Source organism: Pseudooceanicola onchidii (assembly GCF_004959925.1).
In the GTDB taxonomy this organism is placed as follows: domain Bacteria; phylum Pseudomonadota; class Alphaproteobacteria; order Rhodobacterales; family Rhodobacteraceae; genus Pseudooceanicola; species Pseudooceanicola onchidii.
Genome location: NZ_SPUW01000002.1, coordinates 267137 through 281666 on the forward strand (window position 1 = coordinate 267137; position 14530 = coordinate 281666).

A 14530-nucleotide genomic window follows, 5' to 3' on the forward strand; every position below is an offset into this window, starting at 1 on the left:
GCGCTGTAGCCCCGACCGCGCTATCCGGGCGGCATGACCGATATCACCATCCAGAAGCTGGGCCACCACGGCGACGGGATCGCCCCCGGCCCGATCTTTGCGCCCCTGACCCTTCCCGGCGAACGGGTCAGCGGCACCCTCGACGGGCAGCGGTTGACCGACATCCGGATCCAGGCGCCCTCGGCCGATCGGGTCGCGCCCCCCTGTCGGCATTTCAAAAGCTGTGGCGGCTGCCGGGTGCAGCATGCGTCCGACGATTTTGTCGCCGGGTGGAAGGTGGGCATCGTGGCCGAAGCGCTGCGCGCGCAGGGGATCGACGCCGAAATCGCCGGAATAGAGACATCTCCGCCACGGTCGCGGCGGCGGGCGGGTCTGTCGGCAAGGCGGACCAAGAAGGGGGCGCTGGCCGGGTTCCATGGCCGCGCTTCGGGCACGATCGTCGAGATCCCGGACTGTCAGCTGCTGCATCCCGACCTGCTGGCCGCCCTGCCGGTGGCCGAGGCCCTGGCAATGACCGGCGGATCGCGCAAGGGCGAGCTGGACGTGCAGGCGACGCTGTCGGATTCGGGTCTCGATCTGGCCGTTAGCGGAGGCAAGCCGCTGGACCGCGAGCTGGAGACCGCGTTGGCGCAACTGGCCGAACAGCATGACCTGGCCCGACTGACCTGGGACGGAGAGGTCATGGCCACCCGCCGTCCGCCGTCGCAGCCCTTTGGTCCCGCCCGCGTGGTCCCGCCCCCCGGCGCCTTCCTTCAGGCCACCCGTGAAGGCGAGGCCGCGCTGCTGGCTGCGGTTCAGGACATCACCCGCGACGCATCGCGCATCGCCGACCTTTTTGCCGGGTCGGGCACCTTTGCCCTGCCGCTGGCGCAGCGGGCCGAAGTTCTGGCGGTCGAGGGCGACAAGGCGATGATCCGTGCGCTGGATCGCGGCTGGCGCGAGGCGCAGGGCCTCAAGAAAGTGCAGGCCGAGGTGCGCGACCTGTTCCGCAATCCGATGCTGCGCGACGAATTCAGGAAGATCGACGCGGTGGTCATCGACCCGCCCCGGGCCGGGGCCGAAGCGCAGGTCACCGAACTTGCGCACTCCGGCGTGCCGGTCATCGCCCATGTGTCGTGCAACCCGGTGACCTTCGCACGCGATGCGGCGCGATTGATCGCGGCGGGCTACAGGATGGGGCCGGTCACCGTGGTCGACCAGTTCCGCTGGTCGGCACATGTCGAACTGGTGGCAGGCTTCCGCCTCACATGATCGTGAGGGGGCCGCGGCCCCTTCTCGGACAGGGTCGATTCAGGGTATAAGGCCCAAAAACCCGAGGCAGTCTTCATGCGTTTCATTTCCCTGATCCTCGCGGTCGCGATGGCCTTTGCGCTGTCGGGCTGCGCGTCCAAGTTCAAGACCTATAACGGCCCCGAAGTTACCCGCGTGCTCGTCTACAAGGGCGACCGCAAGATGTACCTGATGCACCACGACAAGGTGCTGAAAAGCTACAACATCGACCTTGGCTTCGCGCCGGTCGGGCACAAGCAGTTCGAAGGGGACGGCAAGACGCCGGAAGGCACCTACTTGATCGACCGCCGCAATCCGAACAGCGAATTCTACCTGTCCGTCGGGATGAATTACCCCAACACAAACGACGTGGCCTTCGCGACCTCGCAGGGCCAGCGACCGGGCGGGGACATCTTCATCCATGGCCAGCCGGAACGGTTCAAGAAGGTCTCGCGCCGGGACTGGACGGCCGGCTGCATCGCGGTGAAGAACCACGAGATCGAAGACATCTATGCGATGGTCAACGACGGCACGGTCATCACCGTCTACCCGTAAGCAAAAAGGGCCCGGCGTGATCGCGGGCCCTTGTTCTTCTGGTTCGAAATACCTTGGGGGAGCCGTAGGCGGGGGCAAAGCCCCCATCCCCGATCAGCTGCCGGGCGTGCCGGTGCCGCCACCCATGATCATCGTCCACCACAGCTTGCCGCTGGATTCCTGGTACCAGGCAAAGCCCATGTCCCGCGCGCGGCGGTCCAGGATCACGCGGCGGGTGTCGTCCTGGTCCATCCAGGCCGACAGCGTCTCGATCTCGGTCTCGTAGGTTTCCGAGATGTTTTCGCCCAGCATGGCGCCGGAATAGCCTACGCGCTGGACACGATCCATCGGCGACGACCCGTCCGAGCCGAAGTGCCAGGGCCGATTCTGCCGCGCCATATCCTGTGCGTGGGTCGCGGCGGCGGCGGTCAGGCGGCTGTCCAGCGTCACCTGCGGCGCGCCCGAGGCCGCGCGCAAGCTGTTCACGGCATCCAGCACCTCGTAGGGAATTTTCTGCTTTCCGTTCGCGGGGATGCGATAGAGTTTGGGCAGCGGCTTGCCATCCGTCCCCAGCCGTTGCGGCTGCGAGGTGGGGACCGGCGCGCAGGCGGTCAGTGCGACCAGTGCCGCTGCGATCATGAGGGGTAGCCGCATCAGTTTTCGTCCCGTATGTGCTTCATCTTTCGGTCAGTCCTAGCGAAAGCCGTGCCCACGATCAAACCCACATCAGCGTGAGTCGGCCTGTCGCGCGGCTTTGATTTGTCTCTGTCGTTTTCGCGCCATATTGTAGGGCACATCCGGAATCCTTCCACAGAACCATTTCAGTCAGGTCAGACATGAGCAGACGTTCCCCTTCCCGCCGCGCCTTTCTTGCCGGCTCTGCCGCGGTCCTCGCGAGCCCCGCGCTTGGACAGACCAGCAACTCAGGGCTTTACGCATCCCCTTTCGAGAATTCGACCGAGGTCGAGCGTGACCCTAACGAAGTCGTGCGCCACAATATCTCAAGCTTCCGGTCTCTGGACTGGCGGCCGTATTTCTCGAACACCAGAAATGGCGCGATCCTTGTCGATATCGACAGCCGCGCGCTGCATTACTGGTCGGAAGACCAATCGGTCTACAAACTCTACCCGTCGTCGGTCCCGGTCTCGGAAGAGCTGACCCGCCGCGGCCGGACCTCGGTCGTGCAGAAGGTCGTCAAGCCGACCTGGCGTCCGACCCCCGCGATGCAGAAGCGCAACCCCGAATGGCCCGCCGTGGTCGAAGGCGGCGCGCCGGACAACCCGCTTGGGCCGCTCGCGCTCTACCTGGGTTGGACCTACTACCGCATCCATGGCACCCACGACACCCGCAAGATCGGCCGCCGGTCGTCGAACGGCTGCATCGGCCTTTACAACGAACACATTACCGAGCTGTTCGACCTGACCAACGTCGGTACGCAGGTGTTGCTTATTTGACGACATTGCGGCGTTGCAGCATGGCGCGGTGTTAACAAGCATTTGCAATCGCGCGGGTTTGCTGCTTAGAACGAAGTACGAGGTAAGTCTTGGGTGCTGGATAGGTGTGTGTGCCTTCCAGCGAATATCTGGAGGATACTATGAAGAAACTCGTTCTCGCCGCCGCTCTGGCAGCAGCCGCTTCGACCGCAACCGCAGGCTCCTACGCCGAGCCGGTTATCGAAGCACCGGTCGTTGTCGAAGAGACCACCTCTTCGTCCGCTGGCATCGTGATCCCGCTCCTGCTGCTGGCCGTTGTTGCCGTCGCAGCTGCAAGCTAAGATCACCTGAAGCAATTCAGGTTAAGGGCGGTGCCTCGGCACCGCCCTTTTCATTTGGGGTCTATATACTTAACTAGCCGACCCGATCAGCAGGGCCGATCCGAAAAACCGGCCCTGAGTCGATGTGTCGCCTTACTTTAGGCGTGTTAGGCGGCTTTATTCCAGGCGTCAGCAAGCCCATCAACTAGGAGGTTCTGCCATGCAGCCGAAGAACACCTGCACACCATTAACGAGTCCTCTTTTCGGAGAATGGTCTTCAGATGATCACGAAGCTGAACAGCCGTCCCGTCGTAGTCGAGCCACCATACAGTTTCCAAAATCCTTGCCCTATTCGAACCCAGCCGAGAGAGAAGTTTATCCATCTCTTGGTGAGACGGGTTAGGTCCGTTTAGGTCGTAAGTTACGATGTAGTTTGCCATGAGAAGTTCCTCTTGTTGGCATCAGAAGGAACCGCCGGGGGTTGACCCATCCGTCTAAACGACGGTACAAGACAAGCGTTATATAACATCAGAGCGCCCCCAAACGGCGTTACGGGAAGCACGGCAGGACCACGAATCCTAGCCGTGCTTTTTGTCGTTAACACACCTTTAATCGCGAGTCCACGGCGCGACCAGAAATTGGGTGTTAGCGCGGAACATTTTGGCATTTTCACCAGATATTGCGGATCAGCCCTCCAGTCGCTTTTGCTCGAAGAGCGCCGCGATTTGCTCCGCTTCCTCCTTGCCGCCCTTGAGAAGGTTCGCCTTGGTCAGGATGTATTTCGGGAATTTTGTCGGTAAGTAAATGTGCCGGAACCACCGTCTGAAGGTTGGCAGGGCTTCGTCCGGATATGCCCATGGTTGTTGCGGATTGCTAGCGGATTGGGGGTAGTAGTCCGGGTAGTTGTGTTCGTATTTGATGCGCGGCCCAAAGCGCTCCTCAAGGCTGTTTTCGGTCCAGAACTTGCCCCAGGCCAGCCCTACGCTGATGTCAGGCAGCGTCTTGTCATTCACGGTCAGGTCGGCGTTAATCAGGTCCACGGCGAGGCCGGTCGTCTCGGAGAACAGAATAAAGTGGCCGTCCGGCGAGCTGTCCTTGAGTAACGAAACGCGATCATTGAAGTATCGCCACTTATCTTCAGGCGCATAGTCCAGCGCCTTGTAGATGAACTGCTGAAGTCCGTAACGAGCAAGGTTGCGGTAGTTTGCAACCGCAGTTTCATTGGTCCTCTGCGCTTCGAACGCGAAGTACTCTACGAACGCCATGCAAACAATGTCCGGGTAGGCGTAGTATGGAGAGCCGTTCTTCGAAATCTCGATGAACATTCGCGGCTCGTCATACCCGTTCTTGAAGAGATAGTCCTTGAAGAATGCCATCCTTCCGCGTGGGGGGATCGGATCGCCGAACGTTTGCTCCCACTCTTGGGTAACCTCGTAAATAGTCGCTCGGGCCGCGCCGGTCATTTGAGCCAACCCGCGTTGCGTAAGATATGGCATGCCGTTTTGTAGGACGCCCATTTCAATGCCGTTAACTTCACGCTCAACCTGAATGCCGAGGTCAAGGCGTAGTTGCACAGGGGGTGCCGGACTTTCAGCAGAAACCTTGCCTAAGTACTTGAAGTTATTACCGTCTTGGGGTGCCGCCTTGTGGGCTTTAGGCGCAACTGCTCCAACAACCTCATCAAAGGTCGCGTCGATAGGTTCGATGACGTCTTTCTTCTCATCAGGCATTGATCAGCCTCCTGTATGTCAGCCGTTTGTCGGCCATGCGCTCGATGGTCATGTTGATGAAGTCCATGGTGCCGACCTTGGACGTGTTGTGACGGAAGGAGAACTCCTTCACGTAGCGGTGTAGGTGCTTGGCGCTCATGTAGTGGTAGATGCCATAGTGACCGCGCTTTAGCAGCGCCCAGAAGCTTTCGATGCCGTTGGTGTGCGCCATGTCGCGGACATACTCGCCTACGGAATGGTTGATCCGGATATGGGTGTAGCCGCTGGCCTCAAGGCCGATGTAGCCGCCGTGCTGGTCGGTGACGATGGTTGCGCCGGTCTTGGCGTGATCCCGAACGAAGCGCTGAAGCGTGGACGCTTTAGTGCTGGCAACCGGGACGGCGCGAACCTCACCAGTTTCCGACCGGACGCCGACAACTGCGGTCTTGCCGACAGCGCCGCGACCGGCATTCAGCTTCTTGCTGGCGTGCTTGTTCTTCTCTTTGCCGCCCACGTAGGTCTCATCAACCTGAACCTGACCGTCCATGTGGTCGTCGCGGTCTTTCAGCCAAGTCTCGCGGATGCGCTGTGCGAGGAACCATGCGGTTTTCTGGGTGACGCCAAGTTCCCGCGCCATCTGTGTGCTGGGAATACCCTTGCGGGCGCTGGTAAGCATGTAGATCGCCAGCAACCACTTCTGAAGGGGAAGGCGGCTTTCGGCCAGCACGGTGCCGGTGCGGACGCTGAAATGCTTCCGGCAGTCACGGCAACGGTAGGGCATCGGCTTGTGGTTCTTGACCTCAACCACATTGACCGATCCGCAGTGACCGCAAACCGGCTCATCAGCCCAACGGCGAGTTTCGAAGAACTTCCGCGCCGCTTCCTCATCCGGGAACTTCCGGAAGAATTCGAAGGTGGAGAGGGTTTCGGGCTTGTCGCTGCACATAGGGAAAATCCTTTCCCGAACATAACTAGCCAAACCCGCCGATCACGTCAAGCAATTTTTGGCTAGTTAAGTATGTAGGTCCCTTTCATTTGCGCAAAGCGTATCGCGCGCAGACGGTGCCGCAGGGCCGCCGGATCAGTCCAGCCAGCCCTTCAGGTTCTCGGCGATCTTGCCGGTCAGTGCCGCGATATGCGCATCGTCGTCGTTCAGGCAGGGAATGTAGGTAAAGCTCTCACCGCCAGCGTGTTCAAAGCTTTCCTTGATCTCTTCGTTGATCTCTTCCAGCGTTTCGATGCAATCCGCCGAAAACGCCGGGGCAATCACCGCGATCTTCTTGTTGCCCTTTTCCGCCTGCCGCGCGACTTCTTCGACGGTGTAGGGCTGCAGCCAGTCCTCGGGGCCGAATTTCGATTGGAAGGTCGTCATGATCCGGTCGTCTGCCCAGCCCAGCCGTTCCTTCAGCAGCCGCGTCGTCTTCTGGCACTGGCAGTGGTACGGGTCACCTTCGGTCAGATAGCGGAACGGCAGGCCGTGGTAGGAACAGATCAGGATGTCCGGCTCCTGATCCGCCGCCGCATAGGCGCGTTCCACCGACCGCGCCAGCGCGTCGACATAGGCCGCATCGTCGAAATAGGGCGGCAGGGTGCGCGAGGCCGGTTGCCACTTTTCCTCCATCAGGGCGCGAAAGAACTGGTCGTTGGCGGTGGCCGTCGTGGCGCCGGCGTATTGCGGATACAGCGGGCAGAACAGGATTTTCGTACATCCTGCCGCCACCATCTTTTCGACCTTCGACTTGGTCGACGGATTGCCGTAGCGCATGCAGTAGTCGACCATCACGGCGTCGCCGTAGCGGGCGGTCAGCGTCGTGGTCAGCTTGGCCACCTGCTGTTTGGTGATCGTCATCAGCGGCGATTCGTTCGCCTCTTCGTTCCAGATCGATTTGTAGGCCGCGCCGGATTTGAACGGCCGGATCGACAGGACGATGCCCTGCAGGATCGGCTGCCACTTCCACCGGGGATAGTCGATGACCCGTTTGTCCGACAGGAATTCGGACAGGTAGCGCCGCATCGGCCAATAGCTGGTGTCATCGGGCGTGCCGAGGTTGGCGATCAGGATGCCGACCTTTTCCTTCGGCAGTTTCGGGTGATCGGCGGGCGCATGGGCCGGGCATTCGCTCATATTCTGTCCCTTACATCTGTTGTCCCGGACCTAGCGACTTTGCCCGGTCCGTCAATCCTTCAGCGGCACTTCGCGCGCATTCAGCGCATCTGCCAGCCGTTGTGCCGCCGACCCGGGGCGCAGCGGTTTGGGCTGGCTGTCGTCGGGGGCCCAGCCGGTCAGGGTGATCAGCTCGAATGTGGCGGGGATGCGCGCGTCGCTGCCATAGGCCTCTACGTAGATCTCGGCGGCGCGGATCAGAATGGCGCGACGGGTCGGGTGACGCAGGCGGGCGTGCAGGGCGTTGCCTTCGCCCATGGCCCGAAGCTCTCGCATCAGGTGCAGGGGCGAGGCATAGCTGACCGTGAAGGGATGGCCGTCGGCGACCGGCAGGGCCAGGCCCGCGCGTTGCAACAGCGCGCCAAGATCGCGGATCTCGGCCATCGGGGCGACACGGGGCGACAGGCCGCCGGTGATCTCGCTTTCTGCCTGCGCCAGCGCGGCGCGCAGTTCGGTCAGGGTCTGCCCGCCGGGCAGAATCGCCAGGAACAGGCCGTCGGGTCGCAGCGCGCGGGTGCACTGGATGATCTGGCCAACCGGATCGTCGGCCCAGTGCAGCGCCATGGCGTGGATCACCAGGTCATGCGCGCCCTGGTCCAGGTCAAGAACATCGTCGTCGGCGATCACCTTCGGCTCTAGTCCCGGGAAATCGGCCCATTTCGCGGGGTGTCCGGTCACGATCACGGGCGACGTAAATGACCTGTTAACCATGGCGAGGCGATCCTGAAGATCCTCGATGGCGAGGTCGTGCAGGAACAGCGCCTCGGCCTGCGCCCGGGCGCGGTTGCGGCCAAGGGCGGTGCGATCGGTCAGGCGGGGGGGCTCGGTTCCGGACATGGAGGCATAGATATGCGGGCAGCCGCGATACTGCAAACGGGGCTGCGGCTGATTTATCCGCCGACCTGCCTGACCTGTGATGCGCTGGTCTCGGTCGACCATGGGCTTTGCGGTGCCTGCTGGCGGGACACCCCCTTTGTCGGTGCGCCGGTCTGTCAGACCTGCGGCGCGCCCCTGCTGGCCGATCATGCCGAAGAGGGCGAGCTGTGCGACGATTGCCTGCGCTTGCCGCGCCCCTGGCAGGCGGGGCGCACGGCGCTGATCTATCGCGGGACGGGGCGCAAGCTGGTGCTGGGGCTGAAGCACGGTGACCGGCTGGATATCGCGGGGCCCGCCGCCGTCTGGATGGCCGGGGCCGCGCGCGACATCGTGCAACCGGGGATGCTGGTCGCGCCGATCCCGCTGCACTGGCGGCGCCGGATCAAGCGGCGCTACAACCAGTCGGTGCTGTTGGGTCGCGGGGTGGCGCGGCACCTGGGGCTGGCGTTCTGCCCTGATCTGCTGCTGCGCCCCGCCAAGACCCCGGTGCTGGACGGCATGACGGTGCAGGATAGGTTTGACACGATGGCGATGGCCCTGACGCTCAACACGGCGCGCGCGGGGCGGATGCGCGACCGTCCTGTGATGCTGATCGATGACGTCATGACCTCGGGCGCGACGCTTTCGGCGGCCACAGGGGTGCTTTTGCAGGGGGGCGCGCAGACCGTTTCCGTGCTGACACTGGCGCGGGCGGTCAAAGAGACATAGGTTCCGGATAAACCAAATCCCGGAGCTGACCATGAAACCCGTTGTGATCTACACAACCCCGATCTGTGGCTTCTGCCATGCCGCCAAGCGTCTGCTGGACGGCAAGGGCGTGGCCTATGAAGAAATCGACGTGATGCGCGACAGCGAGAAGAAGCAGGAGATGATGCAGAAGGCGGGCCGCCACACGGTGCCGCAAATCTTCATCGACGGTGCACACGTCGGTGGCTGCGACGACCTGTACGAGCTTGAGCGCGCGGGCAAGCTTGATCCGATGCTGGCGGCCTGATGAAGGTCGCGCTTCTGCAGATCACTTCGTCGGACCAGCCGGCCGATAACCTTGCGATGGTGCGCGGCATGATCCGCGACGCCGCCGCGAAGGGCGCCGAATTCGTCCTGACGCCCGAGGTCACCAACTGCGTCTCGACCAGCCGGGCGCACCAGCAGGCGGTGCTGGAACCGCAGGAGGGCAACAGCTTTCTGGCAGGCCTGATCGAAGAGGCCGTGGCGCAGAAGGTCTGGCTGCTGATCGGATCGCTTGGCGTGAAGACCACCGATGCCGACGGGCGCTTTGCCAACCGGTCCTTCCTGATCTCACCTTCGGGCGACATCGCCGGCTGGTACGACAAGATTCACATGTTCGACGTCGAGGTCACGCCCGAGGAGACCTATCGCGAAAGCGCGGGATATCGTCCGGGGGATCGCGCGGTGGTCGCCGATGCCGGGTTCGCCAAGATCGGCATGACGATCTGCTATGACCTGCGGTTCGCGAAACTCTACCGCACGCTGGCCCATGCGGGCGCGCGGATCCTGACGATCCCGGCGGCCTTTTCGCCCGTGACCGGCGCGGCGCACTGGGAACCGATCCTGCGCGCGCGGGCGATCGAGACCGGCTGTTTCGTCCTGGCGCCGGCGCAATGCGGTACCCATGCCACGACGGAAGGCAAACCGCGCAGCACCCACGGCCATTCGATGGTCGTGGCGCCCTGGGGCGAGGTTCTGCTGGATGCGGGCACCGATCCGGGCGTCTACCTGGTCGACATCGACCTCGAGGCGGTCGATCAGGCGCGGCGTCGTGTCCCCTCGCTCACCCATGATCGGGGGTTCACTCTGGCCGAATGACCGACCCGACGAATGCCCTTGCGATCGCGCTTTTCAGCGAGATCCTGACCGCCGATCAGCTGGTCCGGAACCGCCTGTCCAAGGCGATGCCCAAGGGGATGGAGATTTCACACTTCTCCGTTCTGAACCATCTGGCGCATGTCGCGCAGGAACGATCGCCGGCGCAGCTGGCCCAGACCTTCCACGTGACGCGTGGGGCGATGACCAACACGCTGTCGAAACTGGAATGGGCCGGCTATGTCCACATCCGCCCCGACTGGGACGATGCGCGGCGCAAGATGGTGGGGATTTCCAAGGCCGGTCGGCTGGCCCGGGACACCGCGCTTGAAGGGATCTCGCCCATGGTCGAAGACCTGATCGGAGAGCTTGGCGCAGACCGCGTGCGCGCCGTCCTGCCGATCCTGCGGGAACTGCGCGGCAAGCTTGAATAGGCTCTATTCCGGGCGGATCGAGGCGGTCACGTAGTTCACGCTCAGATCCCGATCCGACAGGCGCCACTGCCAGCTGACCGGGTTGAAGACAAACCCCTTGCGATCGACCGGATCCAGCCCCGCCTTGCGCATCAGGTCGAACAATTCGTCCGGCGTGATGAACTTGCGCCAGTCGTGCGTGCCCTTGGGCAGCCAGCGCATCACGTATTCGGCGCCAACGATGGCCATGGCAAAGCTTTTCGGGTTGCGGTTGATCGTCGAACAGACGTGCAGCCCGCGCGGCTTCAGCAGATCGTGGCAGGCGGTCAGGTAGGACAGCGGGTCGGCGACATGTTCGACGACCTCCATGTTCAGCACGACGTCGAACTGTTCGCCATCCGCGGCCATGGCCTCGGCCGTGGTGTGGCGATAGTCGATCTCAAGCCCCGACTGTTCGGCGTGGATACGGGCGACAGGGATGTTGCGTTCGGCGGCATCTGCGCCCACGACGGTGGCCCCAAGCCGGGCCATGGGTTCGCACAACAGCCCGCCACCGCAGCCGATATCAAGGATGCGCAGCCCGTCGAAGGGCCGGTCCGCAGACAGGTCGCGGTCGTACTCTGCCGCGATCTGGCGGGTGATGTAGTCCAACCGGCAGGGGTTCAGCATATGCAGCGGCTTGAACTTGCCGTCGGGATCCCACCAGTCGGCGGCCATGGCTTCGAACTTGGCGACCTCGGCGGGGTCGATGGTGGATTTGGGCGCGGTTTGGGCGTCTGATTGCATTTCCGGAATCCTGAGGTCATGCTGCATTTCAACCTATATAGGGCAGAGCATGGACAAGTCCTCGGGCCAAAAGAGCGCAGTGTCGTACCTTTATCCTCCGATCGACCCGTTCGATCAGCGGATGCTGGACGTCGGTGACGGCCACACCGTCTACATGGAACAATGCGGCAACCCCGACGGGGTGCCGGTCGTCGTGCTGCATGGTGGCCCCGGCGGCGGATGCAGCCCGGCGATGCGGCGCTATTTCGACCCCTCGGTCTACCGCGTGATCCTGTTCGACCAGCGCGGCTGTGGCCGGTCGCGGCCCCACGCCAGCGTCACCGACAACACCACATGGCACCTTGTCGCGGATATCGACCTGATCCGGCAGACGCTTGGCATCGACCGCTGGATCGTCTTCGGCGGCAGCTGGGGCGCGACGCTGTCGCTTGTCTATGCGCAGACGCACCCGGATCGCGTGATGCGGCTTGTCCTGCGCGGTGTCTTCCTGATGACGCAGCGCGAGCTTGACTGGTTCTACCAGGGCGGCGCCGGTCAGTTCTGGCCGGAGGCCTGGGCGCGGTTCTGCGACCCGATCCCGTCCGAGGAACGCGGTGACATGATCGCCGCCTACCACCGGCGGCTGTTTTCCGGCGATCTCAGCGAAGAGGTCCGCTTTGGCCGCACCTGGTCGTCGTGGGAAAACGCGCTGGCCACCATCACCTCGACCGGCCATGGCGGCGAAGCGCCGGGGGAATATGCCCGCGCCTTCGCCCGGCTTGAAAACCACTATTTCACGCACCACGGCTGGCTTGGCGACGATCACCAGATCCTGGACCGCGTGGACCGGATCGCCGATATCCCCGGTGTGATCGTGCAGGGCCGCTACGACATGATCTGCCCGCCGGTCACCGCCTATGAGCTTGCGTCGCGCTGGCCCGGTGGCGAATTGCGGATCGTCGGCGATGCGGGGCATGCCCTGTCCGAACCCGGCATCTCGGCCGAACTGGTGCGCGCGATGAACCGGATCGCCGCCGAGGGCGTGACCGCATGAGCGTCGCGCCGCACGATGTGCCCGTGCCATACATGCAACGCACCCGTGACTGGTATCTCGCGCTTGGCTTCGACAACCCCTACGTCTGGGCGCATCACGTCGACACGCCCTTCACACCACTCAAAAAGCCGGTGTCAGAGACGAAACTGGCGCTGATCACCACTGCCGCGCCCTATCAGGCCGACAAGGGCGATCAGGGTCCGGGCGCGCCCTACAATGCCGCGGCGAAGTTCTATCAGGTCTATTCGGGTGACGTCCGAAAGGATCACGACCTGCGGATCTCTCACGTCGCGATCGACCGCGACAACACCACGATGGAGGATCCGAACAGCTGGTTTCCCCTGCCTGCCCTGCGCGCGGTCGAAGGGCGGCTTTTCGGGTCCCTGACCCCGCGTTTCCACGGGCTGCCGACAAACCGCTCGATCCGCCATACCGAGGCCGTGGATGCCCCCGAGATCCTGCGCCGCTGCCGTGAAGACGGCGCCGAGGCCGCGCTTCTGGTGCCCAACTGCCCGGTCTGTCACCAGTCCGTGACGCTGATCGCCCGGCATCTTGAGGCCAACGGAATCCCGACGGTCGTCATGGGATGCGCCCGGGACGTCGTCGATCACGTCGGCGCGCCGCGATTCCTTTTCTCGGATTTCCCGCTTGGCAACGCTGCAGGCAAGCCGCACGACCCGCAGTCTCAGGCTGACACGCTGGCGCTGGCGCTCAGGGTGCTCGAAACGGCGCCCGCCGCGCGCACCATGGTCCAGAACCCGCAACGCTGGTCGGACGATCCGTCGTGGAAACTGAATTATTCCAATATCGCGACCCGCACGGCCGAAGAGATGGCGGCGCATCGCGCCAAGGCCCACGCCGACCGCGACATCGCAAAGAAGATCCGCCAGGGCTGATCTTCACCTTTCCGAAAATACTCCGGGCCCGAAATGCCCAGAGTAGCCGCGGAGCGCCGGGGGTAGCGCCCCCTCAGACCGGCTTTCGCTTGAGCTTTTTCCAAAGTCCATGCGCGCGCCCGATCAGGTCGCCGTCCGACAGGACCTCACCCTCCATGAAGACCAGGCTGCCGGTTTCCTTGACCACGTTCGGGTGGATCTCGATGAAGGTGCCGATCCGGCCTGCGCCGATGAAATCGTAGTTGAAGTTGATCGTGGCCACCGGCCCGCCGTGCTGCTGACGGGCGATCCGGCCAAGTCCCCGGTCCGAGAGGGTCATCAGCATCCCGCCCTGCACGACGCCATTGAGGTTGCGGTGATGGTCGCCTGCACGAAATCCGATCCACTGCGGCGCGTCACCGTTGTCGCGATAGTAGATCGGGCCGACGTGATCGATGAATCCAGCATCTTCAACGGGGTGCCAGCTGTCGTCGGGGGGCAGAAGCGTGTCGCGCATCCTTGGGCCTTTGGTCTTGTGGGCGGTCGGACGCTGATAGCATGGCCCCCGCCGGAGGGGGAGGGCGAGAATACCCTTGCGATTCGCGCGACAGGCGCCTATATCCCCGATCAACAGCGGCGCGCTGAGGCTTCGGTCTGACGCTCCACCGGAAGTTTCAACGGGCCGCGCGCCCGTTTTTTTGTGCCCGGAGATCACGTCCCGCATGGACCTTATCGCCAAGACCGCCATCGACCGCCGCCTGGCCGAGATCGTGCAACCCGTCGTCGAAGACATGGGGTTCGAACTCGTGCGGCTGCGCCTGATGGGCGGACAGACCAAGACGCTGCAAATCATGGCCGAACGTCCCGGTGGCGGGATCGAGGTTGATGAATGTGCGGAAATTTCCACGGCCGTCAGTGCCGTCCTCGATGTCGAGGATCCGGTGACGGACCCCTACACGCTTGAGGTATCCAGCCCCGGCATCGACCGGCCGCTGACCCGGCTGAAGGATTTCGACACCTACGAAGGCTATGAGGCCAAGGTCGAGACCGCCGAACTGATCGACGGCCGGAAACGTTTCAAGGGCGTGCTGGCCGGCGTCGAGGGTGGCGAAGTTCTGATCAACATCGACGAAGGCACCGTGGGTCTGCAATTCGACTGGCTGGCGGATGCCAAGCTGGTCCTGACCGACGATCTTATCAAGGAAATGCTGAAGGGCCGCAAAGCCTCAGGCGAGCTTGACGAAACCCAGTTTGACGACATCGAGACAGAGACAGGTTCCGAGGAGGACTGAGA

General features: G+C 63.1%; 18 protein-coding genes. 11 read left to right on the top strand and 7 right to left on the bottom strand.

All coding sequences use genetic code 11. From position 1 onward, the window contains the following. Nucleotides 1–33: 33 nt before the first annotated feature. Both E4S58_RS09210 and E4S58_RS09215 read left to right on the top strand, forming a co-directional pair. Nucleotides 34–1251 (top strand): class I SAM-dependent RNA methyltransferase, encoded by a 1218-nt coding sequence (locus tag E4S58_RS09210; RefSeq protein ID WP_136636119.1) that lies wholly within the window; start codon nt 34–36, stop codon nt 1249–1251. 75 nt (nt 1252–1326) lie between these two features. Continuing rightward, the gene (locus E4S58_RS09215) at nt 1327–1824 is read left to right on the top strand and encodes a L,D-transpeptidase family protein (RefSeq protein ID WP_136636120.1); all 498 of its coding nucleotides are present in this window, start codon (nt 1327–1329) and stop codon (nt 1822–1824) included. Between the two features lie 93 nt (nt 1825–1917). Here the strand turns inward: E4S58_RS09215 and dalA are convergent, their stop codons facing one another. Next, nucleotides 1918–2457 (bottom strand): divisome-associated lipoprotein DalA, encoded by a 540-nt coding sequence (gene dalA, locus E4S58_RS09220; RefSeq protein ID WP_136636121.1) that lies wholly within the window; start codon nt 2455–2457, stop codon nt 1918–1920. A 182-nt stretch (nt 2458–2639) separates the two neighbouring features. On the opposite strand from dalA, the gene E4S58_RS09225 reads away from it, so the two are divergent. Together E4S58_RS09225 and E4S58_RS09230 are read left to right on the top strand one after the other, a co-directional pair. Then, a complete protein-coding gene (locus tag E4S58_RS09225) occupies nt 2640–3257 on the top strand; it encodes a L,D-transpeptidase (RefSeq protein WP_136636122.1) in 618 nt (205 codons plus the stop codon). 140 nt (nt 3258–3397) lie between these two features. Continuing rightward, nucleotides 3398–3577, top strand: coding sequence for a hypothetical protein (locus E4S58_RS09230; protein WP_136636123.1), 180 nt, complete (start codon nt 3398–3400; stop codon nt 3575–3577). Between the two features lie 665 nt (nt 3578–4242). Here the strand turns inward: E4S58_RS09230 and E4S58_RS09235 are convergent. The 4 genes from E4S58_RS09235 to E4S58_RS09250 all read right to left on the bottom strand — a co-directional run bounded on the left by E4S58_RS09235 (nt 4243) and on the right by E4S58_RS09250 (nt 8266). Further along, entirely contained in the window at nt 4243–5286 is a 1044-nt protein-coding gene (locus E4S58_RS09235) for a BstA C-terminal domain-containing protein (protein ID WP_205965372.1), read from the bottom strand. Further along, nucleotides 5279–6211 (bottom strand): IS1595 family transposase, encoded by a 933-nt coding sequence (locus tag E4S58_RS09240; RefSeq protein WP_136636124.1) that lies wholly within the window; start codon nt 6209–6211, stop codon nt 5279–5281. Before E4S58_RS09240 ends, E4S58_RS09235 begins: the two co-directional genes overlap by 8 nt. Before the next feature lie 135 nt (nt 6212–6346). After that, nucleotides 6347–7390 carry a ferrochelatase gene (gene hemH, locus E4S58_RS09245; RefSeq protein WP_136636125.1) on the bottom strand — a complete coding sequence of 348 codons (1044 nt, stop codon included), beginning with the start codon at nt 7388–7390 and terminating at the stop codon, nt 6347–6349. 51 nt (nt 7391–7441) lie between these two features. Next, nucleotides 7442–8266 (bottom strand): methyltransferase domain-containing protein, encoded by an 825-nt coding sequence (locus tag E4S58_RS09250; protein WP_136636126.1) that lies wholly within the window; start codon nt 8264–8266, stop codon nt 7442–7444. A 12-nt stretch (nt 8267–8278) separates the two neighbouring features. Here E4S58_RS09250 and E4S58_RS09255 point away from each other — a divergent pair, with 12 nt between their 5' ends. From E4S58_RS09255 to E4S58_RS09270, 4 genes are read left to right on the top strand one after another with little or no spacing between them, the layout of a single operon-like run. Continuing rightward, nucleotides 8279–9013: a ComF family protein gene (locus tag E4S58_RS09255; RefSeq protein ID WP_136636127.1), complete on the top strand. Its 735-nt coding sequence runs from the start codon at nt 8279–8281 to the stop codon at nt 9011–9013. Between the two features lie 31 nt (nt 9014–9044). Then, entirely contained in the window at nt 9045–9299 is a 255-nt protein-coding gene (gene grxC, locus E4S58_RS09260) for a glutaredoxin 3 (RefSeq protein ID WP_136636128.1), read from the top strand. After that, nucleotides 9299–10132 (top strand): carbon-nitrogen hydrolase family protein, encoded by an 834-nt coding sequence (locus E4S58_RS09265; protein WP_205965373.1) that lies wholly within the window; start codon nt 9299–9301, stop codon nt 10130–10132. The genes grxC and E4S58_RS09265 overlap by 1 nt, the downstream gene beginning before the upstream one ends. Beyond that, nucleotides 10129–10563: a MarR family winged helix-turn-helix transcriptional regulator gene (locus E4S58_RS09270; RefSeq protein WP_136636130.1), complete on the top strand. Its 435-nt coding sequence runs from the start codon at nt 10129–10131 to the stop codon at nt 10561–10563. Before E4S58_RS09265 ends, E4S58_RS09270 begins: the two co-directional genes overlap by 4 nt. A gap of 3 nt (nt 10564–10566) precedes the next feature. Here the strand turns inward: E4S58_RS09270 and ubiG are convergent, their stop codons facing one another. After that, nucleotides 10567–11328 (bottom strand): bifunctional 2-polyprenyl-6-hydroxyphenol methylase/3-demethylubiquinol 3-O-methyltransferase UbiG, encoded by a 762-nt coding sequence (ubiG, locus tag E4S58_RS09275; RefSeq protein ID WP_136636131.1) that lies wholly within the window; start codon nt 11326–11328, stop codon nt 10567–10569. 49 nt (nt 11329–11377) lie between these two features. Here ubiG and pip point away from each other — a divergent pair, with 49 nt between their 5' ends. Together pip and E4S58_RS09285 are read left to right on the top strand one after the other, a co-directional pair. Beyond that, nucleotides 11378–12361, top strand: a complete 984-nt coding sequence (gene pip / locus E4S58_RS09280) for a prolyl aminopeptidase (protein WP_136636132.1) — start codon at nt 11378–11380, stop codon at nt 12359–12361. Continuing rightward, nucleotides 12358–13257 (top strand): glycine reductase, encoded by a 900-nt coding sequence (locus tag E4S58_RS09285; protein WP_136636133.1) that lies wholly within the window; start codon nt 12358–12360, stop codon nt 13255–13257. The genes pip and E4S58_RS09285 overlap by 4 nt, the downstream gene beginning before the upstream one ends. Nucleotides 13258–13330: 73 nt before the next feature. Here E4S58_RS09285 and E4S58_RS09290 read toward each other — a convergent pair whose 3' ends face one another. Next, nucleotides 13331–13753 carry a PaaI family thioesterase gene (locus tag E4S58_RS09290; protein ID WP_136636134.1) on the bottom strand — a complete coding sequence of 141 codons (423 nt, stop codon included), beginning with the start codon at nt 13751–13753 and terminating at the stop codon, nt 13331–13333. A gap of 205 nt (nt 13754–13958) precedes the next feature. Between E4S58_RS09290 and rimP the strand changes: the two genes are divergently transcribed. Then, nucleotides 13959–14528, top strand: coding sequence for a ribosome maturation factor RimP (gene rimP / locus E4S58_RS09295; RefSeq protein WP_136636135.1), 570 nt, complete (start codon nt 13959–13961; stop codon nt 14526–14528). Nucleotides 14529–14530: the final 2 nt, after the last annotated feature.